General features: G+C 68.7%; 25 protein-coding genes. 14 read left to right on the forward strand and 11 right to left on the reverse strand.

All coding sequences use genetic code 11. The features are described 5' to 3' along the window. Nucleotides 1-20: 20 nt before the first annotated feature. Both ASG71_RS05095 and ASG71_RS05100 read right to left on the reverse strand, forming a co-directional pair. Entirely contained in the window at nucleotides 21-707 is a 687-nt protein-coding gene (locus tag ASG71_RS05095; protein WP_056737616.1) for a potassium channel family protein, read from the reverse strand. Next, the gene (locus ASG71_RS05100) at nucleotides 700-2,133 is read right to left on the reverse strand and encodes a TrkH family potassium uptake protein (RefSeq protein WP_056737617.1); all 1,434 of its coding nucleotides are present in this window, start codon (nucleotides 2,131-2,133) and stop codon (nucleotides 700-702) included. Before ASG71_RS05100 ends, ASG71_RS05095 begins: the two co-directional genes overlap by 8 nt. A 102-nt stretch (nucleotides 2,134-2,235) precedes the next feature. Between ASG71_RS05100 and ASG71_RS05105 the strand changes: the two genes are divergently transcribed. The 3 genes from ASG71_RS05105 (at nucleotide 2,236) to gdhA (ending at nucleotide 5,576) form a co-directional block, all read left to right on the forward strand. Next, the gene (locus tag ASG71_RS05105; protein ID WP_056737618.1) at nucleotides 2,236-3,459 is read left to right on the forward strand and encodes an acetoin utilization protein AcuC; all 1,224 of its coding nucleotides are present in this window, start codon (nucleotides 2,236-2,238) and stop codon (nucleotides 3,457-3,459) included. Between the two features lie 87 nt (nucleotides 3,460-3,546). Further along, nucleotides 3,547-4,092, forward strand: coding sequence for an ArsR/SmtB family transcription factor (locus tag ASG71_RS05110; RefSeq protein WP_056737619.1), 546 nt, complete (start codon nucleotides 3,547-3,549; stop codon nucleotides 4,090-4,092). A gap of 146 nt (nucleotides 4,093-4,238) precedes the next feature. Beyond that, nucleotides 4,239-5,576: an NADP-specific glutamate dehydrogenase gene (gene gdhA, locus ASG71_RS05115; protein ID WP_056737620.1), complete on the forward strand. Its 1,338-nt coding sequence runs from the start codon at nucleotides 4,239-4,241 to the stop codon at nucleotides 5,574-5,576. Between the two features lie 100 nt (nucleotides 5,577-5,676). Here gdhA and ASG71_RS05120 read toward each other — a convergent pair whose 3' ends face one another. Further along, a complete protein-coding gene (locus ASG71_RS05120; RefSeq protein WP_082574886.1) occupies nucleotides 5,677-7,029 on the reverse strand; it encodes an alpha-hydroxy-acid oxidizing protein in 1,353 nt (450 codons plus the stop codon). A gap of 378 nt (nucleotides 7,030-7,407) precedes the next feature. Between ASG71_RS05120 and ASG71_RS05125 the strand changes: the two genes are divergently transcribed. From ASG71_RS05125 to ASG71_RS16270, 3 genes are all read left to right on the forward strand, one after another. Further along, nucleotides 7,408-8,511, forward strand: coding sequence for a 3-deoxy-7-phosphoheptulonate synthase (locus ASG71_RS05125; RefSeq protein ID WP_056737621.1), 1,104 nt, complete (start codon nucleotides 7,408-7,410; stop codon nucleotides 8,509-8,511). 202 nt (nucleotides 8,512-8,713) lie between these two features. Continuing rightward, a complete protein-coding gene (locus ASG71_RS05130) occupies nucleotides 8,714-8,926 on the forward strand; it encodes a helix-turn-helix domain-containing protein (protein ID WP_056737622.1) in 213 nt (70 codons plus the stop codon). Between the two features lie 206 nt (nucleotides 8,927-9,132). After that, nucleotides 9,133-9,231: a 30S ribosomal protein bS22 gene (locus tag ASG71_RS16270; RefSeq protein WP_003792170.1), complete on the forward strand. Its 99-nt coding sequence runs from the start codon at nucleotides 9,133-9,135 to the stop codon at nucleotides 9,229-9,231. A gap of 197 nt (nucleotides 9,232-9,428) precedes the next feature. Here the strand turns inward: ASG71_RS16270 and ASG71_RS05135 are convergent, their stop codons facing one another. Next, nucleotides 9,429-10,247, reverse strand: coding sequence for an HAD family hydrolase (locus ASG71_RS05135; protein WP_056737623.1), 819 nt, complete (start codon nucleotides 10,245-10,247; stop codon nucleotides 9,429-9,431). A gap of 163 nt (nucleotides 10,248-10,410) precedes the next feature. Between ASG71_RS05135 and ASG71_RS05140 the strand changes: the two genes are divergently transcribed. Then, nucleotides 10,411-10,683: a glutaredoxin family protein gene (locus ASG71_RS05140; protein WP_056737624.1), complete on the forward strand. Its 273-nt coding sequence runs from the start codon at nucleotides 10,411-10,413 to the stop codon at nucleotides 10,681-10,683. Between the two features lie 93 nt (nucleotides 10,684-10,776). Continuing rightward, entirely contained in the window at nucleotides 10,777-11,472 is a 696-nt protein-coding gene (locus tag ASG71_RS05145) for a redox-sensing transcriptional repressor Rex (protein ID WP_056737625.1), read from the forward strand. A gap of 42 nt (nucleotides 11,473-11,514) precedes the next feature. Here the strand turns inward: ASG71_RS05145 and ASG71_RS05150 are convergent, their stop codons facing one another. The 3 genes from ASG71_RS05150 to ASG71_RS05160 all read right to left on the reverse strand — a co-directional run bounded on the left by ASG71_RS05150 (nucleotide 11,515) and on the right by ASG71_RS05160 (nucleotide 13,871). Then, on the reverse strand, nucleotides 11,515-12,375 hold the full coding sequence (locus tag ASG71_RS05150; RefSeq protein ID WP_056737626.1) for a hypothetical protein: 861 nt from the start codon (nucleotides 12,373-12,375) through the stop codon (nucleotides 11,515-11,517). Nucleotides 12,376-12,542: 167 nt separating this feature from the next. Then, complete coding sequence (locus tag ASG71_RS05155) at nucleotides 12,543-13,079, reverse strand: hypothetical protein (RefSeq protein ID WP_235563936.1); 537 nt, start codon at nucleotides 13,077-13,079, stop codon at nucleotides 12,543-12,545. 243 nt (nucleotides 13,080-13,322) lie between these two features. After that, nucleotides 13,323-13,871: a YceI family protein gene (locus tag ASG71_RS05160; protein ID WP_056737627.1), complete on the reverse strand. Its 549-nt coding sequence runs from the start codon at nucleotides 13,869-13,871 to the stop codon at nucleotides 13,323-13,325. 213 nt (nucleotides 13,872-14,084) lie between these two features. On the opposite strand from ASG71_RS05160, the gene ASG71_RS05165 reads away from it, so the two are divergent. From ASG71_RS05165 to ccsB, 5 genes are read left to right on the forward strand one after another with little or no spacing between them, the layout of a single operon-like run. Next, the gene (locus ASG71_RS05165; RefSeq protein ID WP_056737628.1) at nucleotides 14,085-14,750 is read left to right on the forward strand and encodes a histidine phosphatase family protein; all 666 of its coding nucleotides are present in this window, start codon (nucleotides 14,085-14,087) and stop codon (nucleotides 14,748-14,750) included. 2 nt (nucleotides 14,751-14,752) lie between these two features. Next, nucleotides 14,753-15,364, forward strand: coding sequence for a TlpA family protein disulfide reductase (locus ASG71_RS05170; RefSeq protein ID WP_056737629.1), 612 nt, complete (start codon nucleotides 14,753-14,755; stop codon nucleotides 15,362-15,364). A gap of 15 nt (nucleotides 15,365-15,379) precedes the next feature. Beyond that, nucleotides 15,380-16,135 carry a cytochrome c biogenesis CcdA family protein gene (locus ASG71_RS05175; protein WP_056737630.1) on the forward strand — a complete coding sequence of 252 codons (756 nt, stop codon included), beginning with the start codon at nucleotides 15,380-15,382 and terminating at the stop codon, nucleotides 16,133-16,135. Next, complete coding sequence (locus tag ASG71_RS05180) at nucleotides 16,135-17,967, forward strand: cytochrome c biogenesis protein ResB (RefSeq protein ID WP_056737631.1); 1,833 nt, start codon at nucleotides 16,135-16,137, stop codon at nucleotides 17,965-17,967. The genes ASG71_RS05175 and ASG71_RS05180 overlap by 1 nt, the downstream gene beginning before the upstream one ends. Beyond that, entirely contained in the window at nucleotides 17,967-19,058 is a 1,092-nt protein-coding gene (gene ccsB / locus ASG71_RS05185; protein WP_056737632.1) for a c-type cytochrome biogenesis protein CcsB, read from the forward strand. Before ASG71_RS05180 ends, ccsB begins: the two co-directional genes overlap by 1 nt. Nucleotides 19,059-19,105: 47 nt before the next feature. Here the strand turns inward: ccsB and ASG71_RS05190 are convergent, their stop codons facing one another. Both ASG71_RS05190 and ASG71_RS05195 read right to left on the reverse strand, forming a co-directional pair. Then, nucleotides 19,106-20,086 (reverse strand): hypothetical protein, encoded by a 981-nt coding sequence (locus ASG71_RS05190; protein ID WP_056737633.1) that lies wholly within the window; start codon nucleotides 20,084-20,086, stop codon nucleotides 19,106-19,108. 345 nt (nucleotides 20,087-20,431) lie between these two features. Further along, nucleotides 20,432-20,857 carry a PLD nuclease N-terminal domain-containing protein gene (locus ASG71_RS05195; protein ID WP_056737634.1) on the reverse strand — a complete coding sequence of 142 codons (426 nt, stop codon included), beginning with the start codon at nucleotides 20,855-20,857 and terminating at the stop codon, nucleotides 20,432-20,434. 129 nt (nucleotides 20,858-20,986) lie between these two features. Here ASG71_RS05195 and ASG71_RS05200 point away from each other — a divergent pair, with 129 nt between their 5' ends. Continuing rightward, nucleotides 20,987-21,298: a DUF4229 domain-containing protein gene (locus tag ASG71_RS05200; protein ID WP_056737635.1), complete on the forward strand. Its 312-nt coding sequence runs from the start codon at nucleotides 20,987-20,989 to the stop codon at nucleotides 21,296-21,298. 53 nt (nucleotides 21,299-21,351) lie between these two features. Here ASG71_RS05200 and ASG71_RS05205 read toward each other — a convergent pair whose 3' ends face one another. Continuing rightward, nucleotides 21,352-22,233 (reverse strand): 1,4-dihydroxy-2-naphthoate polyprenyltransferase, encoded by an 882-nt coding sequence (locus tag ASG71_RS05205; protein WP_056737636.1) that lies wholly within the window; start codon nucleotides 22,231-22,233, stop codon nucleotides 21,352-21,354. Nucleotides 22,234-22,285: 52 nt separating this feature from the next. Then, the gene (locus ASG71_RS05210) at nucleotides 22,286-23,449 is read right to left on the reverse strand and encodes an AMP-binding protein (protein WP_056737637.1); all 1,164 of its coding nucleotides are present in this window, start codon (nucleotides 23,447-23,449) and stop codon (nucleotides 22,286-22,288) included. Between the last annotated feature and the right edge of the window lie 4 nt (nucleotides 23,450-23,453).

Genomic DNA, 23,453 nt, shown 5'->3' on the forward strand with positions numbered 1-23,453 from the left:
ACTGACCGCAGGCCACTGATTTAGGGCCGGGCGGCGAATCGCTCCAGCAGGTCCACGTGCCCGGACACAATGAGCATGTCCCGCGCGGAGACCTTGGTTTCCGGCCGGGCGTAGGTGAAGTCCTCGCCCGGGGACTTCACGCCCACGATCGTGACGCCGTACTTGGACCGCACCTTCGACTCGTCCAGGGTGAAGCCCACGGTTTCACGCGGCGGGTACATTTTCACGATCGCGAAGTCGTCGTCGAACTCGATGAAGTCCAGCATCCGGCCCGAGACGAGGTGGGCCGCGCGGACGCCCGCGTCCGCCTCGGGGTAGATCACGTGGTTGGCGCCGATACGGGTCAGGATCTTTCCGTGCGAGGGGGTGATGGCCTTGACCCAGAGGTGCTCGATGCCGAGATCCACCAGGTTGACCGTGATCAGCACGGAGGACTCGATCGAGGTGCCAACACCCACGACGGCGGAGCTGAACTCCTGGGCGCCGAGCTGGCGCAGCGCATCGATGTTCGTCGCGTCCGCCTCGACCACGTGGGTGAGCACACTGGCCCACTTCTGGACGAGGTTCCGGTCGCGCTCGATCGCCAGCACCTCGCGGCCCTGTTTGACGAGTTGTTCGGCGGTGGATGAGCCGAAGCGGCCCAGCCCGATCACCAGGACGGGCGCGTTGTGGGCGGGGCGGTTGACGGCGCCTGAGGAACTAGCCAATGATCGGTCTCTCTTCCGGGTAGTGATACAGCTGGCTGCGCTGGCGGAGGGCCAGGCCAGCGGCGAGGGTGACGGTGCCGACGCGGCCGGCGAACATCAGGGCGGTCAGGACGTAGACCCCGGCAGGTGGCAGCTCGGCACTGAGGTTGGTGCTCAGGCCCACCGTGGCGAAGGCCGAAATCGTTTCGAACAGTACCCGGTCCAGGGAGGCGCCGCTGATCTGCAGGAGCAGCAGGGCGGAGACCGCAACCAGCGTGGCGCCGGCGACGATGACCGAGATGGCCACCCGCATGGTTCCCTCGGGGATGGTGCGTCCGTAGATTTTCACGTCGGCGTCGCCCCGCGCCTCGGCGACGATCGCGAGGAACATCACCGCGATCGTCGTGACCTTGATGCCGCCCGCTGTGGAGGCCGACCCGCCGCCGGCGAACATCAGCGCATCGGTGAGCAGCATGGTGGTCGAGTCCATCTGGTTCTGGTCCACCAGGTTAAACCCGCCCGAGCGCGTCATCACCGAGGCGAAGAGCGAGTGCGTGATCTTGTCGGCCAGGTTCATGCCGCCGATCGTGCGTTGGTTTTCCCACTCCATCACCCCCCAGAGCACGGTGCCCGCCGCGAGCAGGATGAGCGAGACCTGGATGGTCAGTTTGGTGTGGAGGTTCCACTTCCTCCAGTTCAGCCCGTTCTGCTGCAGCACCATGACCACCGGGAAGCCGAGGCTGCCCAGGAAGACGCCGATCATCAGCGGCACCAGGATCCACAGGTCTGTCTCGTAGGGCACGATGCCGTCCGAGTGCGGCGTGAAGCCGGCGTTGTTGAACGCGGAGATGGCATAGAAGACGCCGTGCCAGATGGACTGTCCGGGGCTCTCGCCCAGCGCCAGGAAGCGCGGAATCATGGCCACGGCCAGGGCCGCTTCAATCACCACGGAGGTGACGATGACGATCCGCAGCAGCGTGCCCACCTCGCCGAGGCGGCCGGCGTTGTTCATGGCCTCCTGGGCGATCAGCTTGCCGCGGACGCCGAGCTTCTTGCTGACCATCAGGGCCAGCAGCGAGGCGAGGGTCAGGGTGCCGAGACCGCCGACGAAAATTCCGACCAGGATCACGAGCTGGCCGAAGAAGGACCAGTGCACCGCCGTCGAAACCACCGTCAGGCCGGTCACGCACACCGCGGACACCGCCGTGAAGAGGGCCTGGTGCAGCGGCGTCGCCTGCCCCGCAGCGGAGGACACCGGCAGGGACAGCAGCGTGGTGAAAACCAGGACCACGACGGCGAAGGCGGAGATCGCCAGCCGCGCCGGAGAGGTGTTGGCGATGTCGTCGACGACGTCGCGGAGCCGGGTGAAAACCCACAGCCCCTCGCGCTCCGGCTGGCCGGGATGCCAGTGGGCCGCGCCCGGAGACCTCGACTGGCGTTGCGTCATGTGGGGTTTGTCCTCGGTCGAAACGGCTTCCTTCAGTAGTAAACCACTATATTCCGCGCAACGACGGGGATCGGCGCCACGTGCTCCGGTAGCCTGTCAGTGATGACCTTCCTGCCCGGACTCGCCCAGCCCGCCCTGCCAACGACGGTGGTGTGGGACTCCGCCATGACGGCGTACAACTTTGGGCACAGCCACCCCATGGCCCCGGAACGGATGGAACTGACCGTCCGGCTGGCCGGCAGCCTGGGCCTGCTGGAGCTGGAGCACGTGAACGTGGCCGCGCCCCGGGTGGCGACCGACGCCGAACTCGGCACCGTCCACAGTGCCGACTATGTCGCCGCCGTCCGCCGCGTCAGCGCGGACCCGGACACACCGGACCTGAAGCGCGGCCTCGGCACAGAGGACGACCCCGCCTTCGCCGGGATGCATGAGGCCAGCGCCCGGCTGGCGGGCGGCTCGCTGTTGGCGGCAGAGGCGGTGCTGGACGGCAGCGCCGTCCGTGCGGTGAACTTCGGCGGCGGAATGCACCACGCGGCGCGCGAGCGGGCCAGTGGCTTCTGCATCTACAACGACGCTGCCCTCGCGATACAGCGGCTGCTCGACGGCGGGGTCCAGCGGGTGGCGTATGTTGACATCGACGCACACCACGGCGACGGGACGCAGGGGATCTTCTGGGACGACCCGCGGGTCCTGACGATCTCGCTGCACGAGACGGGGCTGACCCTGTTTCCGGGGACCGGCTTCGCCAATGAGATCGGCGGACCGAACGCGCTGGGCAGCGCCGTGAACGTGGCCCTTCCGGCCGGGACCGGCGACGCCGGGTGGCTCCGGGCCTTCCACGCGGTGGTGCCACAGCTCGTGGCGGCGTTCGAACCGGAGGTGATCGTCAGCCAGCACGGCTGCGACTCGCACCGGCTGGATCCGCTCACCCACCTCAACATCAGCGTCGACGGGCAACGCGAAGCCGCCACCGCGATCGGCAACCTGGCGGCCCGTTTCTGCGAAAACCGGTGGATCTCCACCGGCGGCGGCGGCTACAACGTGGTCACGGTGGTCCCGCGCGCCTGGAGCCATCTCATCGCCATCGCGGCGGGCCGGCCGGTGCCGCTGCGGACCCCGGTCCCGGAAGACTGGCGCACATACGTGCGGGACAAATACGGCGCCAAGTTCGGGGTGGAGCCGCCGGCGGTGATGGGCGACGACGTCGACCTCTGGTGGCGCTCCTGGGAAGTGGGCTTCGATCCCAACGACGAGGTGGACCGCACCGTCATGGCCACCCGCAAGGAAGTTTTCCCCCTCCACGGCCTCGATCCGTGGTTCGACTAGCCGGCCCGCCACGCACCGGACGGGGCCGCTTGCCGGGGGGCCAAATAGTGGATGCCATTCGGCGTATATGTCGCTAGTGTGGAGGGCATGGTGACAGACGACGTATTTGCCGTCATTGCTGAGGCGACCCGGCGCGACATTCTGGTGTCCCTGCGGCACGGGGACAAAGCGGTGGGGGAGCTGGTCCAGGAACTCGAGGCCAGCCAGCCCACCATCTCCAAGCACCTCAAGGTCCTACGCGAAGCGGACCTTGTCAGCATGCGGGCGCAGGGCCAGAAGCGGTACTACGCCCTCAACCCCAAGCCGCTGGCCGGCGTCGCCAGCTGGCTGGAAACGTTCGACGTCGGCCGTCCCGCGGGAGGGGCCCCGGGGTCTGCCCCCGCCGGAATCGCCGCCGCATCCGCTGCCCCCGCTCCGGAAACCCTCGCTGCCGCCGTCACGGCGGCCGAACCGGCCGCCCCGCTGCTGCCCGAGGCCGCCGCGGGCAGCACACTCAGCCCTGCCGTCGCGATCCCGGTGGGCACCGCCGGGGAGGATAGACGCCCGCAGCAGATCGGCCGCACGGTGGGCCGCGCCGCAACCCGCGCCGCCGACCTGCTGGCCAACCTGCCTAAATTCGGCCGCAAGAAATAGGCCGCCCCCGTTTCCGCCCGGGTCCCGCCGGCGGTGTCACATACCGGACCCCGGCCGGCCCGGAATAGTGAACGGCGCCGGCGCGGTGCAACCATGGAACTGCTTTGAGTGAGCGCCCGACGGCGGGCGCCGGGTAAGGAGTTGCAATGGACGCACGGCTTGAGGTCATCCGGGACACGGTACTGGCACGGAACCCCGGCGAGGGGGAGTTCCACCAAGCAGTGACCGAGGTTTTTGAAAGCCTCGGTCCCGTACACGACCGCCACCCGGAGTTCCTCGAAGGTGCCGTCCTGGAGCGGCTCTGCGAACCCGAACGCCAGATCATCTTCCGGGTCCCCTGGGTAGACGACGCCGGCCGCGTCCAGATCAACCGCGGCTTCCGGGTCGAGTTCAACTCGGCGCTCGGGCCCTTCAAGGGAGGCCTGCGGTTCCACCCCTCGGTCAACCTCGGCATCGTGAAGTTCCTGGGCTTCGAGCAGATCTTCAAGAATGCCTTGACCGGCATGCCGATCGGCGGCGGCAAGGGCGGCTCCGATTTCGACCCCCGCGGGCGCTCCGACGCCGAGATCATGCGCTTCTGCCAGTCCTTCATGACCGAGCTGTACCGCCACATCGGCGAGTACACGGACGTCCCGGCCGGGGACATCGGCGTCGGCGGCCGTGAAATCGGGTTCCTATTCGGCCAGTACAAACGGATCACCAACCGCTACGAATCCGGCGTCCTTACCGGGAAGGGCATCTCCTGGGGCGGTTCCCTGGTCCGGCCCGAGGCCACCGGCTACGGCACCGTCATCTTCGCCGCAGAAATGCTGAAGGCCCGCGGCCAGTCCTTCGACGGCCAGCGCGTCGTCGTGTCGGGTTCCGGCAACGTGGCCATCAACGCGATCGCCAAGGCCCAGTCCCTCGGCGCCACCGTCGTCGCCTGCTCCGACTCCTCCGGCTACGTCGTGGACGAGGCGGGCATCGACGTCGAGCTGCTGCGCCAGATCAAGGAGGTCGAACGCGGGCGGCTCAAGGAGTACGCGGCGCGCCGCTCCGCCGTCGACTACGTCGACGGCGGCTCGGTCTGGGATCTGGACGCCACCGTGGCCCTGCCGTGCGCAACGCAGAACGAACTCGACGGGGAGGCCGCCGCACGGCTCGTCCGCAACGGGCTGATCGCGGTGGCGGAAGGCGCCAACATGCCTTCGACCCGGGAGGCCGTCGCCGTCTTCCAGCAGGCCGGGACCCTGTTCGGCCCCGGCAAGGCCGCCAACGCCGGCGGGGTGGCCACCTCCGCGCTGGAAATGCAGCAGAACGCCAGCCGTGATTCCTGGTCGTTCGCGCACACCGAGGACCGGTTGACGGAGATCATGGTGGGGATCCACGACCGGTGCGCCGCGACCGCCGAGGAATACGGCGACCCGGGCAACTACGTGCTCGGCGCGAACATCGGCGGCTTCGTGAAGGTGGCCGACGCCATGCTCGCCCAGGGCCTCATCTAGCGCACCCGCACCGGGAGGGCACCCGCAGTGAGAGGGCAGTTCGCGGCAATGGTCGGCAAGAACACTGCCGCGAACTGCCCTCTCGCGGATCAGGAGGTAGTTACCGGGCCAGGAGCCGGACGTGGTCGGGGTTCAGCTCCGAGATCCGGCTGGCGCCCAGCAGCGCCATGGTACGGCGCATGTCGGACTCCAGGATCTCCAGGGCGCGGTCCACGCCCGCGCGCCCGCCGGCCATCAGGCCGTAGAGGTAGGCGCGGCCGATCAGGGTGAAATCCGCGCCCAGGGCCAGCGCGGCGATGATGTCCGCGCCGCTCATGATGCCGGTGTCCAGGATGACCGCGGCGTCGCTCTTGTCCGCCTTCAGGGCTGCCGAAACCTCCGGGAGCAGGTGGAGCGGGATGGGCGCGCGGTCCAGCTGGCGGCCGCCGTGATTCGAGAGCACGACGCCGTCGGCGCCGTGGTCCACGACCTTGCGGGCGTCGTCGACGGTCTGGATGCCTTTGACCACGAGCTTGCCCTTCCAGGTCTGGCGCAGCCAGTCCAGGTCATCGAAGGTCAGCGTGGGGTCGAACATGGAGTTGATCAGCTCCGCCACCGTGCCGGTGTAACGCGAGAGCGAGGCGAAGGTCAGCGGCTCGTGGGTGAGGAAGTTGAACCACCACGCGGGCCGGTAGGAGGCATCCAGCACGGTCTTCAGGGTCAGTGCCGGGGGAATCGTCATGCCGTTGCGCACGTCGCGCAGCCGGGCGCCGGCGACGGCGGTGTCCACCGTGACCATGAGGGTGTCGTTGCCGGCTTTCGCTGCCCGCTCGATCAGTTCGAGGGAGCGGTCACGGTCGGTCCACAGGTAGAGCTGGAACCAGTTCCGGCCGCCGGGCGCTGCGGCCGCGACGTCTTCGATGGACGCCGTGCCCATGGTGGACAGCGTGTAGGGGATCCCCGCGGCGGCCGCCGCCTGGGAACCGGCGTATTCGCCCTCGGACTGCATCATGCGGGTAAACCCTGTGGGTGCGATGCCCACCGGCAGCCGGGAAGGCTTGCCCAGGACCTCGGTGCCAAGGTCCACGCCGGAGACATCCCGCAGCACGCCGGGGCGGAACTCGATGTCCTGGAACGCCGTACGCGCCCGGCGCAGGGTGATCTCCGCCTCGGCCGCGCCGTCCGTGTAGTCGAAGGGTGCCTTTGGCGTCCGGCGCTTGGCGATGTCCCGCAGGTCCCAGATGGTGCTGGCCCGGCGCAGCCGTGCCTCGCGGCCAAGTTCGGGCCTCTTGAACTGCATCAACGGAGCCAGATCTGCAATCTTCGGCACCCGGCGCCGCAGGGCGTCAGGCAGCGCGCCGGAGCGGTCCGCCGCGGCCGACCCGGCGCCGCTGCCGCCGGGCTGTCCCTGCACGGCGGTATCCCCGGGCGTCGTCGGGGCCTCGGGATTGCCGGGCTCGATGGTCTGCGTCATTGCTGCCTCCGGGGCTGGTCGTCGTCAACTCGTGTGGTCTAACCACACTGTAAGGGCGGTGGTCGGGCCGCATCAAGCATCCCTTCCACCGCGGGCCGGCTGTCCGGCCGGCGCCCCGGGCCCGCGGGCCGGCTGCACGGCCGCCGTCGGAATGTTACGCCGGTGCTTTGTCCTCCCGGCTTCGGGGGTCTATCGTCAACATCATGACTAACCGTTGGTATGCGTATTTTTCGTTGGCTCTGGAGGGGCCCGCGTCTAACTGACACGCATCCAACTTTCCTTCAGAGCCAACAGGGCAGAGATCATTCTCTGCCCTTCGCCATTTCTCCGGCGGGTTCTGATCAGGGCCCGCTCCGCACCCCGGAACAGGACCCGAACATGAGCATCGAAGCAGCCCCCGACAACCAGCACGCCACGTCCAACCTGCGGATCAGCGAGTTCACCGCGCTGCCCACCCCGCAGGAAATCATCGCAGAGCTGCCGCTCGACGCGCGCGGTTCCGAGGTCGTCGGCCGCGGACGGGACGAGGTCCGCGCGATCATGGACGGCGTCGACGACCGGCTCCTGGTAATCGTCGGCCCCTGTTCCATCCACGACCCCAAGGCCGGCCTGGAATACGCCCGCCGGCTGGTCAGCCAGGCCGAGAAGCACCGCGAGGACCTGCTGATCGTGATGCGGACCTACTTCGAAAAGCCGCGCACCACGGTTGGTTGGAAGGGCCTGATCAACGATCCGCGGCTCGACGGCAGCCACGACATCGCGGCGGGGCTGCGCGCCGCCCGGCAGTTCCTGCGCCAGGTGACCGCCCTCGGACTGCCCACCGCCACCGAATTCCTCGAACCGATCAGCCCCCAGTACCTCGCGGATCTCGTCGCCTGGGGCGCCATCGGGGCGCGGACCACGGAAAGCCAGATCCACCGGCAGCTGGCCTCCGGGCTCTCGATGCCGATCGGGTTCAAGAACGGGACCGACGGCGGCCTCCAGGTGGCGCTCGACGCCTGCAGCGCCGCGGCGGCCGCGCAGGCCTTCCTGGGGATCGACGCCGACGGCCGCGCCGCCCTGGTCAGTACGGCCGGCAACCCCGACACCCACATCATCCTGCGCGGCGGCAGCGGCGGCCCCAACTTCTCCGCCGCCGACGTCGAGGCGGCTTCGGCGCGCCTGGCCGGCCGGCAGCTGAATCCGCGGCTGATCGTCGACGCGAGCCACGCCAACAGCGGCAAGAACCACCACCGGCAGGCCGAGGTGGCCCTTGAGATCGGCGCCCAGCTTGAAGACGGCGGGTCATCCGCCTCCGCGGTCGCCGGCGTCATGCTGGAGAGCTTCCTCGTCGGCGGTGCCCAGGCTCTGGACGTCGCCGCCGGCCCCACGGGGTTGGCGTACGGCCAGAGCGTGACCGACGCCTGCATGGACTGGGAGGTTACGGCCTCGGTGCTGGGCCAGCTGGCGGCGTCCGCGCGGGCCCGCAGGCTGCGGGACTGAAGCCGCGGCGTGAGACTCCGGGGAAGATGCCTGATGGAGAAAACCTGCGGAAATCCTTCGCGAATTCCGGCGGAAACCTTTCACATTGGCACCACGAACCCCTAGAGTATCTAGCACATGGTTGTTTGATGGCTCAGCATCGGCACACCGCCATGTCGTTCAGACGGGGCAGCCGTTCGCTTGAGCAAAAGGAATAAGGGAAATGTCTTCGGAGGCCAACTTCTCCAATGCCCGCTTTCTCACCGTGGCCGAGGTCGCGGAGGTCATGCGGGTATCCAAAATGACCGTGTACCGCCTCGTGCACTCCGGCGAAATGCCGGCGGTGCGCTTTGGCCGTTCCTACCGGGTGCCGGAAAGCGCCGTCGAACAGTACCTCAAGGGTGCCGTGGTGGACCGACGGACCGGCACAGCCTGAGATTCCGCAGGGTCCACCGGACTCCTGCTGGTCCGGGGTTCGGGTCGAGATCCGGGCCCGCGGTCGTGGTGTGCCCCGGATAGGCGGTACCCTGTTAAGGAACGTTTTACGTCATTGTAAGAACCTGTCAGTTGTTCAGTCTGCTGCTTTAGCCCGCGGACCCTTCCCAACGGGCAGGTACTGCATCTAGCCGGTAAGGAACTTTCGTGGGTTCAGTTATTAAGAAGCGTCGCAAGCGTATGGCCAAGAAGAAGCACCGCAAGCTGCTTCGCAAGACGCGCCACCAGCGTCGCAACAAGAAGTAGAGATACTTCGAAAACGTCAATGCCCGTTGCCTTCCGGCGGCGGGCATTTTCTTTTGGGCGGGGGTTCCGGACGGGCGCGGGGGTTTCGGACCGGCGCGCCCCGGGCCCGGGTTGCGGCCGTCCGAAACCGCCGCGGAAATCCGGAACGGGGGCACAAGCCCGAAACCGCTGCGGAAATCCGGAACGCGGCGGGAAACCTAGAGCGAGGGGCCGCGGAAGCGCGCGAAACCGCGCCAGAGTCCGTAGACCGCGCCGCCCACGGTCGCGGCCTTGAGCCCCAGGGTCGCCGCCCGGCGGCCGGAGCGGAAATCGTAGACCGGCCAGTTGTGCTCGCGGGCGTGGCGGCGCAGCCGGGCATCCGGGTTGATAGCCACCGGGTGCCCCACCATGCTCAACAGCGGGATGTCGTTGTGCGAGTCGCTGTAGGCCCAGCAGCGGTTCAGGTCCAGGCCTTCGTCCTCGGCCACCTTCGCGACGGCGACCGCCTTGGCCGGGCCGTGCAGGATCTCGCCCACCAGCCGGCCGGTGTAGGAGCCGTCATGGATTTCCCCGACCGTGCCGAGGGCGCCGGTGAGGCCCAGTCGGGAGGAGATGACTGTCGCCACTTCGATGGGCGTAGCGGTGACCAGCCAGACCCGGCGGCCCACCCGCAGATGCTGCTCGGCCAGGGCCTTGGCGCCGGGCCAGATCCGGGACTCGATCATCTCGTCGTAGACTTCCTCGCCCAGGGCTTCGATGTCCTCGACGGTGAAACCCGAGGCCAGGCTCAGGGCGGTGTCACGGACCGCGTGGACGTCGTCGATGTTCTCCCCGCGGAAAACGAACATCAGTTGCTTCCAGGCGAAACCGGCCGCCTGGGGAATCGTGAAGGCGCCGCGCTGGTACATCTTGCGTGCCACGTGGAAGAGGCTGGCGCCCCGCATGAGGGTGTTGTCGACGTCGAAGAAGGCGGCCTCACCGGGCTGCGGTGACGCAACGGGCCGCGTGGCCACAGCGACGATCTTCTCCTCGGGCATGCCTCGAGTCTAGTCAATATGCGGGGTTCTCCGCGCAGGCGGGCCCCGCCGCACCGCGGACCGGCGCAGCGGAGCGGGCCCGCGGCCGCAGCCGCCCGGCGGCAATGCCCCGCGGCAATGTCCCGCGTCGACGCCGGGCCCGGCGCGGGGCTACCGTGGAGGCATGGCCACACCCGCCCACGCCCCCGACGTCGTCCTGATCACCAAATCAAACTGCCACCTGTGCGCCGACGCGCGCGACGCCGTCGGCCGGGTGACGGCAGCGCTGGGTCTGGGCTGGACCGAGCGGTCCATTGACGACGACGCCGCCCTGCGCGAGCGGTACGCCGAAGAAATCCCGGTGGTGCTGGTGGACGGCGTGCAGCGCGATTTTTGGCGCGTCGACGAGGCTCGGCTGGACCGGCTCCTGCGGCGTGCGCTGGACCGGCCCGCCTGAGCCCTGCCCCCGAAGAAGCGCCGCGGGTTGCTTTGTGGCCCGAACAGCGGGGGCTCTAGAGTGGACTCACAACGCGACGCAATGGAGCAGATAGTGACTTCGCTGGATTCCCCACCCGGTGCCCTGCCCGGAGGAGCCGGACCTGCCGCCAAGCAGATCCCGCCCGCGGCCGTGGCCCGGCTGACGCTCTATTTGCGCGCCCTGACCACCCTGCTGGCCGAGGGAGTGGACCGGGTGTCCTCCGAGTCGCTGGCGGAAGCCTCGGGCGTCAGCTCCTCCACCCTGCGCAAGGACCTCTCCTATGTGGGGTCCTACGGGACCCGCGGCGTGGGCTACGACGTCCAGTATCTGAACCGCCACATTGCCGCCGCGCTGGGCCTCACCCGCGACTGGAAGGTCGCGATCGTCGGTGCCGGCAACCTCGGCAAAGCACTGGCCCGGTACGGCGGTTTCGAGTCGCGCGGCTTCGACATCGTGGCCATCCTCGACGCCGACCAGATGGTGGTGGGGACCGAGGTCGGCTGGCTCCGAGTGAGCGACGCCGCCGATCTCGAGTCCGTGCTCCACCGCACCGGGGCGAACATGGTGGTCCTGGCCCTGCCCGCGGCCGTGGCCCAGGACGTCTGTGACCGGGTGGTCGGGGCGGGCGTGCGCAGCATCCTGAGTTTCGCCCCTGTCATGCTGCAGGTCCCTCCCGGGGTCAACCTGCGGAAGGTGGACATGGCCACGGAGCTGCAGATTCTGGCCTACCACGCGCAAAGGGCGCAGGATCCGGAAGACGCCGACTGACCGGTGTCCTGCGGTTCCTGCGCCCTTGGCGCGGACCTGCGGTTAGCGCCCGTAAGGGCCCTGCGCGTAGGGGTTGGAGAACGGCTGCTGCTTGCTGAAGTACGGCGAAACGGTCGGCAGGTAGAGAATCACGATGCCGGCGACGCCCATCAGGATCACCACGATCTGCAGGATGCCGGTGAGCGCGCCGAAGGCGAAGGAGCCCCCGAACAGGCCAAACAGCGACAGCGCGGCGAAAACGGTTCCCAGGATCCGGGCCCAGTTCTTGCCCTTGCGGACAGGGAAGGCAACCAGCGCGTACAGCCCGAAGGAGATCAATCCGGCGATGATCCCGCTGATGGGGATGATGGCCTGCATGGCGCTGAGTTCCTCGGAGGAGAGGCTCTGTCCCTGCTGCGCGGCGGCTTCCTGCATGGCCGACTCGAAGTACTCCGCTCCGGTGAAGGCGACCACCAGGCTGCTGATCAGCGAGAGGATGCCGGCGCCAAGGATGAGCCAGAAGGCGAGGTCAAGCTGCGCGGGCCGGGTTCCGGCGCCTCCGGTCGGCAGCTCCGACGGGTAGGCGCCGTACGGGGACTGCCCGTAGGGGGACTGTCCATAGGGGCTCTGGCCGTACTGGCCCGGGGCCTGCCCGTAGGCCGGCGGCTGCTGGCCGTACTGCGGCTGGCCGTAGCCGGGCGCGTTCTGGCCGTACTGCGGCGCGTTCTGCCCGTAGGCCGGCGGCTGCTGACCGTACTGGGGCGCGTTCTGGCCGTAGCCGGGGGCCTGCTGGCCATAGTGGGGGGCGCTCTGGCCGTACTCCGGAGCGTTCTGGCCGTAGCCAGACGCCTGCTGGCCGTACTGCGGTGCCTTGCCCGACTCGGGTCCGTCCGGGTTGGAGGGCTCGACTGGCGGGTTACTCATGGCGGTCCTTTGCGTGTCGACGAAGGTTGGGACTGCCGGGACCAGTGTCAAGACCCTGCCCCCAGCGTGGTTGAGTCCACCGTACCCCCCAGCCGCGTCTCTGTGGGTCATTCCTTAGAGGTATTCTCGGCGGGGGTGCCGCCCCGTCGTTCGGCTTCCGCCCGCGGTCAGGCCCTGCCTTTAAAGGCGTCGAACCACTGCTGCGCCTTCGGCAGCCACATCAGGATCGTGGCGGCCAGGCTGATGGCGAAACCGGGCCAGCTGCCACCACCGGCGAGGCCCGTGCCCAGGACGGCAAGCAGCAGGCTGGCTGCCGTGACTGCCGTCAAGGCGAACCGTGCCCACTCCCAGCCTTCCTTCATTTTCATGGCCAGGGTCAGCTGGGCGCCGGCCAACGCCAGCGCCACCAGGACCAGCAACAGGAGCAGGATGCCGGCCGGAGGCGAGACCGCAAACAGGACGAGGGTGCCGAAGAGGCCGATCACCGCGGCGAGGATTCCGAGCAGGCCGCCGATGACCCAGACGTAGTACGAGATCCGCAGCTCTGTCGGCATGGCGGGAAGGGTGAAGAGCCCGGCGTAGCCGCCCACGGGCATCGCATCCCGGAAGGTCCGCGGGCGGTCGTCGGGAAGCCTGAACCGGAAGCCGCCGGCCGGTCGGGGGCGAGGTTGGTCAGGCTCGGGAACGTCGCCGGGATTGCTCATGAATTTCACTCTAGACCCGGCCCCGGGGCGTTTCCAGCAGCCTTCCCGGCGGTGCGGTCTCTCTGGGAGTCTGCTGGGAAAGGCCGCCCGGAGCCGCTGCCATTTAAACGGCGCACCCCGCCCCTCCGGGGACGGATCCGGGGCGGATCCGTGGGAGGTGCGGGGTGCTGGGTGGCTTGGCCAGGTTAGCCGGCACGGGGATTTCCGGTGCCGGCTAACCGGGCCGCCAGGTTCCGGAGGGAACTAGGCGGCGGGGGCGATGAAGGCCAGTTCGAGGTTGATCGCAACCTTGTCGCTGACGAGCACGCCGCCGGCTTCGAGGACGGCGTTCCAGGTCAGGCCGAAGTCCTTGCGGCTGATGGTGGTCTCGGCGGTCAGGCCGGCGCGGGTGTTGCCGAAGGGGTCGACGGCCACGCCGTGGAGTTCGGTTTCCAGTGCCACCGGACGGGTGACGCCCTTGATGGTCAGGTCGCCCTGGAGTTCGTAGGCATCGCCCTTGGGGACGATGGCGCTGGAGACGAAGGAGATTTCCGGGAACTTCTCGACGTCGAAGAAGTCCTCACCGCGGACGTGGCCGTCGCGGTTGGCATCCCCGGAATCGAAGCTGGCGGTCTTGATGGTGGCGTTGACCTTGGAGCTGGCGACGTCCTCGGCGAGGTTGAGGGTGGCGTCGGCCTCCTTGAACTGGCCGCGGACCTTGCTGATGCCGGCGTGCCGGACGGTGAAGCCGATCTCGCTGTGCGAGTTGTCCAGGGTCCAGGTGCCGGGGGTGACGTTGGTGGGAAGTGCCATGGTGGTTCTCCTTGAGTCGGGTGGGTCGTGCTGTTGTCGTCTGATCGTAGGTTGACGCTTCATTTGTTGAAGTCTCAACTAACTGCTGCATCCAGTATAAACATGCGTTTGCATCTTTTATTCCACCCGCGGGGAACATTTCTCAAAAACTTTCAGTTCTACCTGTCGTAGAAGATTTCGTCATTGCCCCTGCCCTTTGAGAAACTGGTACACATGCCCCAAGCCACTGTCCATTTGCTCCGCCACGGCGAGGTCCATAACCCCGAGGGCGTCCTGTACGGCAGGCTGCCGGAGTTCCACCTCTCCGAACTCGGCCGGCAGATGGCCCTGACGCTCGCCGACCACTTCAGCGAACGCGCCGCGCAGGGTGCGAAAATCGTGCACCTCGCCGCCTCCCCGCTGACCCGGGCGCAGGAAACGGCGCTGCCCATCTCGCGGGCCCTGAACCTCGAGATCGAGACCGAGGAACGGATCATCGAGGCCGAAAACTACTTCGAGGGCCTTCAGGTCTCCAAGGCCGAACTGCTCCGGCCCCGGCACTGGCCGATGCTGCGCAACCCGCTGCGCCCCTCCTGGGGTGAGCCGTACAAGCAGCAGGCCAGCCGGGTGGCTGCCGCCGTGCAGGACGCACGGTCGCGGGCCATCGAACTCGGCGGCGACGGCGCGGAGGCGATTCTGGTCAGCCACCAGCTGCCGATCTGGGCCACCCGGCTCAGCGCCGAAGGCAAGCCGCTCTGGCACGACCCGCGCAAGCGTGAATGCACCCTGACCTCCGTCACCTCGCTGGTGTTTGACGACGCCGGAACGCTGCTGCGCGTGGACTACAGCGAGCCTGCCGCCGCCCTGTTGCCCGGCGCGTCGAACACTCCGGGGGCCTGAGCATGTCCATCCGCAATCCACGGCCCACCCGCCGCAACGTCCTGGGCGCCGGAGGCGCGGCGCTGGCCGCCGTCTTCGGACTCGCCGGCTGCGCGCAGGAGGATGACCTCGCCAAGCAGGCCAGGGCGGGGGACAACAAGAATTACGTCGCGGGCGACGGCTCGGTGACCGAATTCGCCGCTGCCGACCGGAAGAAGCCGGTCGAGCTCAAGGGGACGCTCTTCGACGGGACCACGGTTACGGCGTCGCAGTTCCAGGGCAAGGTCACGGTACTCAACTTCTGGTTCGCGGCCTGCGCGCCGTGCCGGGTGGAGGCGCCCTCGCTGGAGGCGCTGCACCAGGAATTCAAGAGCCAGGGCGTGCAGTTCTTCGGCGTCAACCTGCGCGATGAAAAGGCGACGGCGGACGCGTTCGACAAGACGTTCAACCTGACCTACCCGAGCTTCAACGACAAGGACGGTGCGGTGCTCCTGGCCGTCTCCGGGCTGGTCCCGCCCGGCGCGGTGCCCACCACCCTGGTGCTGGACAAGCAGGGCCGCGTTGCCTCGCGCGTGCTCGGCGAAATCCAGAAGGGCACCCTTAAGTCCCTCATTGCCGCCGCCGTGGCCGAGTAGCGGCCAGGTGACCCCGTGAACAGCCCCTTCGCCGAAGCCATCCTCAGCGGTTCGCTGCTGCTGGCCATCCCGGTGGCCCTGCTGGCAGGCCTCGTGTCGTTCCTCTCGCCCTGCGTGCTGCCGCTGGTACCCGGCTACCTCGGCTACGTCACGGGCCTGACCGGCGTCGACCTGCAGAAGCAGAAGCGCGGCCGCATGCTGGCCGGTATCGGGCTGTTCGTCCTGGGCTTCTCGGTGATCTTCGTCCTCCTCGGCGGGGCCTTCGGCCAGCTCGGCACCCTGATCACCGGGACGCAGAACGCCTGGATCACGCAGCTGCTCGGTGCGCTGGTGATCGTGATGGGCGTGGTCTTTCTGGGAGGCTTCTCCTGGCTGCAACGGGACGCGAAGATCCACGCGAAGCCCCCGGCCGGACTGTGGGGCGCGCCGCTGCTGGGCGTGACCTTCGGCCTGGGCTGGGCGCCCTGCATCGGCCCGACCTATTCCGCCGTCCAGCTGCTCAGCCTCTCCGGCGGATCGTCGGCGGCCAAGGGCGCCCTCCTGGCGTTCGTCTACAGCCTGGGCCTGGGCATTCCGTTCCTGCTGATCGCACTCGCCGTGCGCCGCGGCGTCGGCGTGCTGTCCTTCTTCCGTAAACACCGGGTGGCCATCCAGCGCACTGGCGGCGGCATCCTGATCGTGCTGGGCATCCTGATGGCCAGCGGTGTCTGGGGTGCCTGGGTCTCCGGTCTGCAGTACTGGTTCCAAACCGATGTGAAACTGCCAATCTGATGAGCGAGCGAGTGAACGAAGAGAAGACAACCCCGACCCCCGGCACGCCCCGGACCGGCCCCGGCCCAGGTTCCGGCCCCGCGGAGGGAGCGGTGGCGGCGGCCAAGGCCGAGGCCGTCCTGCCCTCGCTCGGGCCACTGGGCATGCTCCGCTGGGCCTGGACCCAGCTGACCAGCATGCGCACCGCGCTGTTCCTGCTGCTGCTGCTCGCCGTCGCCGCCGTTCCCGGGTCGCTGTTTCCGCAGCGTCCCGCGAACCCCGCGGTGGTCACGCAGTACATCAAGGACCACCCCGACTACGGCAAGATCCTGGACTCGCTCCAGCTCTATGACGTGTACTCCTCGGCATGGTTCTCCGCGATCTACATCCTGCTGTTCATTTCACTGATCGGCTGCGTCGTGCCGCGCGCGATCGTGCACTACAGGGCCATGCGCTCCCAGCCGCCGCGCACACCCGCCCGGCTGTCGCGGCTGCCCGAGTACGGCACCCTGGTGGTCCCCGCCGACGCCGGGATCCCGGCGTCGCGCGCCATCGACGACGCCGCCGCGCTGCTGAAGAAGCGCGGCTACCGGGTCGAGGTCCGGGACCGTGACGGGGCGCGCCCCTCGCTCGGCGCGGAACGGGGCCTGTTCAAGGAAGTCGGCAACCTGGTCTTCCACACCGCCCTGATCGGCGTGCTGGTCTCCGTCGCCGCCGGCGGCCTCTTCGGCTACAGCGGGCAACGGATCCTGGTGGAGGGCGACACCTTCGTGAACACCCTCGTGGGCTATGACCAGTTCACGCCGGGCACCAACTTCCAGTCCAGCCAGCTGGAGCCGTACTCCATCCAGCTCAACAAATTCCAGATCACCTTCGACCGGGAATCCAAGGGCAAGTTCGGCCAGCCGATCGACTTCAAGGCCGACGTCACCACCAAGGAGAACCCCGGCGCCCCCGCCCAGCAGCAGACGCTCAAGGTCAACGACCCGATCAGCCTCGGCGGCACCAGCGTCTACCTCACCGGCAACGGCTACGCCCCCGTGGTCACGGTGCGGGACGGCGCCGGCAACGTCGCCATGCAGGGCCCGGTCGTGGCCAAGCTGCAGGGCGACAACTACTACTCCTCGGTGGTCATCAAGGTTCCCGACGCCAAGCCGGACCAGCTCGCCTTCGCAGGCTTCTTCCTGCCCACCGCCTTCATCACCCCCGAAGGCGTGTCCTTCAGCGGGGACCCGGAGCTGTTCAACCCGCAGCTGACGCTCAACTCGTACTACGGCGACCTCGGCCTCAACGACGGCGCCCCGCAGAACGTGTTCGAGCTCGACGTCAAGAAGTTGACGCCGCTCAATGCGCGCAACCTGCCCACCAAGGGCATCGTGCTCACCCCGGGAACCACCCACACGCTGCCGGACGGCAAGGGCACCATCACGTTCGACGGCGTCAAGCGGTACGTCGGCGTCGACATCCACCACAACCCCGGCCAGGGCTACGCCCTGTTCTTCGCCCTGGTCGCCGTGGCCGGGCTGGTGACATCCCTGTACGTGAACCGCCGCCGCGCCTGGGTCCGCACCGGAACCCACCCGGACGGCCGCACCATGGTCGAGTACGGGCTGCTGGCCCGCGGCGAGGACCACCGGCTGGCCGGCGAGGCAGCGGCGATCCGCGCCCTGCTTTCGGCTGCGTGGCCGCTTGAGGAAGTGGAGGGCTCCCAGCCGGTTCCCAGCGCGCCGGAGGATAATGACCGGGCGGACGCCGGTACGCGGACCGGCGCCGGCCCGGACACCGCGGATTCCGCCGCACCAGACTTCATCCAGTCCACAGCAGGCTCGCCCGAGTCAAAGAAGGAACAGTAATGCCGTTCTCGATCAACGAAACCATGGGGCAGTACAGCGAGCTCTTCATGCTGCTGGCCGCCGGGACCTACACGGTGGCCTTCATCGCCTTCGCCTGGGACCTGGCCAAGAGCAGCAAGACCCTGCGCGCCGTGGACCTCAAGGCCGCCCAGCTCTCCGGCGCCGAGCCGGCACGCGTCCCCGTGGGCGCCGGCGTCGGGGCATCCTCCGCCGTCGACCGCTCCGAAGGCGCCGTCAGTGGACCGGCAGGGCGTGCCGAACGGCCCTCGTCCTCCGCCGCCGCCAGCGGTGCCGGGGTGACCGCCGACGGCGGCATGCGCTACGGCAGCGAACGCCGCGCGCCCGCCCGGGTCGCCGTCGCCCTGACCGTGCTGGGTGCCGCCATCCACGCGGCCGGCGTCATCACCCGTGCGCTCGGCGCGGGCCGCGTGCCGTGGGGCAACATGTACGAGTTCCTGACCACCGGCGCCTTCGTCGCCGTGGCGGTCTTCCTGCTGGTCCTGATCCGGCGCGACCTGCGCTTCCTCGGCACCTTCGTGGTCGGCCTGGCCATCGTCATGCTGGTCGCGGCCTCCGTGGCGTACTGGACGCCGGTCGGGCACCTGGTGCCGGCCCTGCAGAGCTACTGGCTGATCATCCACGTCTCCATCGCTGTGCTTTCCTCGGCGCTGTTTACGCTGACCTTCGCGATGTCCGCGCTGCAGCTGGTCCAGTCGCACCGGCAGAAGACCACCGCCGCCGGCGGGGCTGACAATCTGGGCTTCATGCGCCTGGTGCCCAACGCCCTGAGCCTGGAGAACCTGTCCTACCGGATCAACGCGATCGCCTTCGTCGGCTGGACCTTCACGCTGATGTTCGGCGCGATCTGGGCCGAGAAGGCCTGGGGCCGGTTCTGGGGCTGGGACACCAAGGAAGTCTGGACCTTCGTGATCTGGGTGGTCTATGCCGGCTACCTGCACGCCCGGGCAACCCGCGGCTGGACCGGCACCCGCGCGGCCTGGCTTTCGATCGTGGGCTACCTGTGCGTGGTCTTCAACTTCACGATCGTCAACCAGTTCTTCAACGGCCTGCACTCGTACTCCGGCCTGTAGGCCGCGCCACCCATCGTTTGCCGGCAATGGCCGCTAAGCCAGCGTGCTTAGCGGCCATTTGCGTCAGATGGGCGGAGTGGCGCGGTGCGGCGCCTGGGCCCCGAAGCAGGTGCCGGTGCCCAGCCTCGCTCCAGCAGCGCCGCCCGCACCCTGCTGACCGCCGTCGGCTCCATGCCCGGCCGGCACGGGGTCAGGTCCCACTGGGTCAACACAACGACCCGCCATCCGGCATCCCGTGCCCTCTCGTCCCGGAAGATATCGCTGCGGCGCTGCCCGGGTTCAGCATGGTGGCCGCCGTCGTACTGAAGCGCAACCTTTTCCCGCTCGTAGGACATGTCCGGGTCCTGGATCCAGCCGCCAGCCTCGTCGAACATCGGAACGTTGATCCCGGGCTCCGGCAATCCGTGGCGGAGCAACAGCAGACGCAGTTCCGTCTCTTTGGGCGAGTCCGTGCGGGGCCGCATAAGGGTGCGGGCACGCGTGGCATTCCGGTAGCCGGACTTTCCTTTGCGTCCTGGTAGGTAGGCATCAAGCTCGCTCTGTGTGCACAGCGGGTGCCGGCGCCGCAACAGGAAGTCTCCGGCAATCACGAGGTCGTCGAGGCTGAGAATGTTGGCAAGGTCAAACCACGTCCGCAGCGGGGAGGTGCAGCGGACGTGTGCGCCGGTGACAATCTCCTCCGGGGCAAGGAACTGCTGGTGCCCCACGACGTTCCTGCGCCGCACCGCGCGGTGGCCGGGCTGCCTCGTCAGATGGACGACGGAGGCGGCTGCCGGGCCCGACGGCAGCGGGAATCCCCACAGCTCCGCCGCGGAGAGATAGCTCACGACGGCGTCGGTGGCCGCAGCCAGGGCATGGACACGTCCGAGGAGCGTGTCCGGGGTGGCGGCGGCGATCCGCACGCCATGGCAGGGGCTGGCAAGATCCCGTGCCCGGGTCCGGCCCCGGCTCAGCGCCGCCGCACGGGCCTCCGCCGTACTGAACGGCCTGTGGCGAAGCTGCGGTGGAAGCACGCTGGGTTGGCGCATGGATGTATTCTGCGCCGGCTGGGAGCGGGTTCGGGCGTTATCCACAGGAGAACCCCGGCCCGGGGAAGAGTTGAATCTGCCGAGCAGGAGCGCTGGCTGCAGCAAACTTGGCGGCGGTTTGCCAATAACGGCTGCTCGGGGGCCGGGTTAACGGCCCTATGTGGCAAATGGCCGAATCTCAGTGCGAACCAGCGCGGGGACGTTCAGAGGAGCATCCTGTCCGCCAGCGCGAAGGGACGATCAGAGAGGGTCCTGTCCGCCAGCGTGAAGGGATGAGTAGATGAGCATCCGATCCGCCGGCGCGGAATGACGGCGGCAGGGAACCGGTGCGTCGGGCGACGGGGGTTACTTGACCTCGTCGGTACCAGGGGCGGGGTCGCCGCTGCCGTGGGTTCCACCCGAGCCCGGACCCCGGGAGTCCCCGCCGTCATGGCCCAGGCGGCGCTCCCTGGCCTCCAGTTCGTCCTTGAGCTTCTTGATCCGGTCGGCCTCGGCCTGGTTGCGGCGGCGCAGCTCCAGGTTCCGGAGGAAGTCGGGATCGTCGTCCGGCGCCGTGGGGTGCCGGTAGTTCGAGGCGGCCGGTGCGTCGCCGCCGCGGGGGCGGCCGATGAGGAACCACAGGACGGCTCCGAGCACGGGAAGGAGGATCTGCACGACGATCCAGGCCGGCTTGGAAATGCCCTTGACCTGGCGCGCATCGGTGCGGATCAAGTCGATCAGTCCGTAGACAAAGACGACCAGTACGACGATGGGGACCACGACACGGAGCATAGCTTCAGTTTAGCCTCCGCGGGAACTTCCGGGGTCTGGCCGTTGTCCTTCTCCCGCGCAAGCAGGCAGGGGGCGCTGGCCTGGGCGCCGCCTGGCCGGGCCTGCCCGGCGAGGGACGGCTAAACTGGGATGGTGGCCTTCCTGAAATACTCCCTGATCCGTCTGGCGCTGTTCGCGCCGCTGTTCGCCCTCTTCATTTACCTGCAGCTGGGCTGGCTGCTGGCCGCCCTCTGCGCCGGCATGATGGCCTTCGCCATCAGCTTCCTGTTTTTCCAGAAACAGCGCGACGAAGCCGCGGCCTCGCTCCACCAGCGGTTCTCCGGCCAGGCCAAGCCGCTTCGCAGCGCCGGTGAAGTTGCCGACGCCGACGCCGAGGACCGCCTGGTGGACGAACACCCGGACGTGACGGTCCGCACCGACGCCCGGCCCAAGGACTCCTAGCCGGGCCGCCCTGCCCAAGGACTCCTAGGCGGACGCCTCCCGGCTCAGGGCCGCTAGAAGCCCCGGCTCAGCACCAGGGCGAGCGAGAACAACACCGCATAGCCGAGGTTGATCAGCCCGGTCTGCTTCAGCACCGGAATCAGGCTCTTGCGGCGCCGGCCCGCGATCATCAGCCAGGACGGCATCAGGATGGCGGGGATCAGCAGCAGCACGATCAGCATCCAGGGCCGTCCGGGTGCCAGCACGATCACCAGCAAGATCGCCACGGCCAGCATCAGCACGTAGCTTTCGCGGGCGTGCTTGTCACCCAGCCGGACGGCGAGCGTCTTCTTTCCGGCGGCCCGGTCCGTCGGGATATCGCGCACGTTGTTGGCCATGAGCAGGGCGCAGGCAATCAGGCCCGTCCCGATCGCGCCCACGACCGATGCCAGGCTCAGCTGCCCGGCCTGCGTGTAGGTGGTGCCCAGGGTGGCCACCAGCCCGAAGAACACGAACACGAACAGGTCGCCCAGGCCCAGGTAGCCGTAGGGGTTCTTGCCGCCGGTGTAACCCCAGGCAGCCAGGACACAGCCCACCCCGACCAGGATCAGCCACCAGGCCTGGGTGATGAGGACCAGGGCGAGCCCGAAGACCATCGCCAGGCCGAACGCAGCGAAGGCCGCCCGCTTGACGTGCTCCGGCTTCGCCACGCCGGAGCCGACCAGCCGCAGCGGCCCCACGCGGTCCGCGTCCGTGCCGCGGATGCCGTCCGAGTAATCGTTGGCGAAGTTCACCCCGACCTGCAGCAGCAGCGCCACGAGGGCCGCCAGAACGGCGTTGACGGGTCGGAACGCACCCATCTCGTAGGCGGCCGCGGTGCCGATCAGGACGGGCGCGATCGCGGCCGGCAGGGTGCGCAGACGGGCGCCTTGGATCCATTGTGCGGCTGTGGCCACGGTCAGTACCTCGTTGGGTCGGTGAAACTCTGGGAACTCGGGTCTAGCTGTTCTATTTTCCCTGATGACGGGCATCCAGCCGAACGGTCATGCCAATCCGGTCGGGTTTGCCGTTCGGCAGCATCAGCAGGTCCGCCGCCGTGAGTACGGTTTTCGGAACCAGGGCGCCGGACAGCCCGCCGGCGTTCCCGGCGGCGAGCCGGCCGCTAAAGGCGGCGGCCGCGGCGGGGGAGTCGTCCGTCAGCACCACCCAGGCCGCCAGCGCCTGGCCCCATTCGGCGGACGGGACCCCGGCGACGAAAGCCGCCCGAACGCCGTCGAGCCGTTCCAGCTCCCCCTGGACGTGCGCGGCGGAGACCTTCACGCCGCCGGTGATGACGACGTCGTCGGCGCGGCCGTGCACGGTGAGGACACCGTCCGCGGACAGCGCGCCCAGGTCGTTGGTGCGGTACCAGCGCGTCCCGCCGTCCTCGGAAAACGCAGCCTCCGTCAGCCCGGGCTCGCCGAGGTACCCCGCGGCAACCGTGGCGCCGCCGAGCAGGATCCTGCCGTCCGGACCGATCCTGACCTCGACGCCGTCCAGCGGGACGCCGTCGTAGACGCAGCCGCCGCAGGTCTCGGCCGAACCGTAGGTGGTCACGACCTTCACGCCCGCGTTCCGGGCTGCCGCGAGCAGTTCCGCGGACGCCGGGGCGCCGCCCAGCAGCACCGCGTCGAAGCGCCGGAGTGCGGCCAGGGTCGGCGCCGCGGGGGACTCGAGCAGGCGCTGCAACTGGGTGGGGACCAAGGAGGTGAAACGGATCCGGTCGGTCAGTTCCTGCGCCGCGGCGGTGAAGGCCTCCGGGGTGAACCCGCCGGAGAGGTCCATGGCCCAGGGCCGCGTGCCGGCGAAGAGGGAACGCACCAGCACCTGCACTCCGGCCACGAACTGCACCGGCAGCGCCAGCAGCCACTGGCCTTCGCCCTTGAGAGCCATCGCGGTCGCCATGGAAGAAGCGGCGAGGGCGTCCGCTGTGAGGACCGTGGCCTTGGGCGCCCCGGTGGAACCGGAGGTCCGGACCACGACGGCGGCATCCTCGAAGCCGGGGGTGTCCACGAACGCCACGGCGGGGGAGCCGTCGGGGCCGGCGGACAATTCGACGGCGGGCCCCTCCCCGCGGAGGGCGGCGGCGAGGGCGGCCAGGGCGGGGTTGAGGCTGAGCGGGGCGGCAGTCACGGCG

The organism is Arthrobacter sp. Soil763 (genome assembly GCF_001428365.1).
GTDB lineage: Bacteria > Actinomycetota > Actinomycetes > Actinomycetales > Micrococcaceae > Arthrobacter.

Coding starts and splice junctions, on each gene's coding strand:
- ASG71_RS05100 (WP_056737617.1), bottom strand. CDS start 2,133: ATGACGCAACGCCAGTCGAGGTCTCCGGGCGCGGCCCACTGGCATCCC.
- ASG71_RS05105 (WP_056737618.1), top strand. CDS start 2,236: ATGACCTTCCTGCCCGGACTCGCCCAGCCCGCCCTGCCAACGACGGTG.
- ASG71_RS05110 (WP_056737619.1), top strand. CDS start 3,547: ATGGTGACAGACGACGTATTTGCCGTCATTGCTGAGGCGACCCGGCGC.
- gdhA (WP_056737620.1), top strand. CDS start 4,239: ATGGACGCACGGCTTGAGGTCATCCGGGACACGGTACTGGCACGGAAC.
- ASG71_RS05120 (WP_082574886.1), bottom strand. CDS start 7,029: ATGACGCAGACCATCGAGCCCGGCAATCCCGAGGCCCCGACGACGCCC.
- ASG71_RS05125 (WP_056737621.1), top strand. CDS start 7,408: ATGAGCATCGAAGCAGCCCCCGACAACCAGCACGCCACGTCCAACCTG.
- ASG71_RS05130 (WP_056737622.1), top strand. CDS start 8,714: ATGTCTTCGGAGGCCAACTTCTCCAATGCCCGCTTTCTCACCGTGGCC.
- ASG71_RS05135 (WP_056737623.1), bottom strand. CDS start 10,247: ATGCCCGAGGAGAAGATCGTCGCTGTGGCCACGCGGCCCGTTGCGTCA.
- ASG71_RS05140 (WP_056737624.1), top strand. CDS start 10,411: ATGGCCACACCCGCCCACGCCCCCGACGTCGTCCTGATCACCAAATCA.
- ASG71_RS05150 (WP_056737626.1), bottom strand. CDS start 12,375: ATGAGTAACCCGCCAGTCGAGCCCTCCAACCCGGACGGACCCGAGTCG.
- ASG71_RS05155 (WP_235563936.1), bottom strand. CDS start 13,079: ATGAGCAATCCCGGCGACGTTCCCGAGCCTGACCAACCTCGCCCCCGA.
- ASG71_RS05160 (WP_056737627.1), bottom strand. CDS start 13,871: ATGGCACTTCCCACCAACGTCACCCCCGGCACCTGGACCCTGGACAAC.
- ASG71_RS05165 (WP_056737628.1), top strand. CDS start 14,085: ATGCCCCAAGCCACTGTCCATTTGCTCCGCCACGGCGAGGTCCATAAC.
- ASG71_RS05170 (WP_056737629.1), top strand. CDS start 14,753: ATGTCCATCCGCAATCCACGGCCCACCCGCCGCAACGTCCTGGGCGCC.
- ASG71_RS05180 (WP_056737631.1), top strand. CDS start 16,135: ATGAGCGAGCGAGTGAACGAAGAGAAGACAACCCCGACCCCCGGCACG.
- ccsB (WP_056737632.1), top strand. CDS start 17,967: ATGCCGTTCTCGATCAACGAAACCATGGGGCAGTACAGCGAGCTCTTC.
- ASG71_RS05190 (WP_056737633.1), bottom strand. CDS start 20,086: ATGCGCCAACCCAGCGTGCTTCCACCGCAGCTTCGCCACAGGCCGTTC.
- ASG71_RS05195 (WP_056737634.1), bottom strand. CDS start 20,857: ATGCTCCGTGTCGTGGTCCCCATCGTCGTACTGGTCGTCTTTGTCTAC.
- ASG71_RS05200 (WP_056737635.1), top strand. CDS start 20,987: ATGGTGGCCTTCCTGAAATACTCCCTGATCCGTCTGGCGCTGTTCGCG.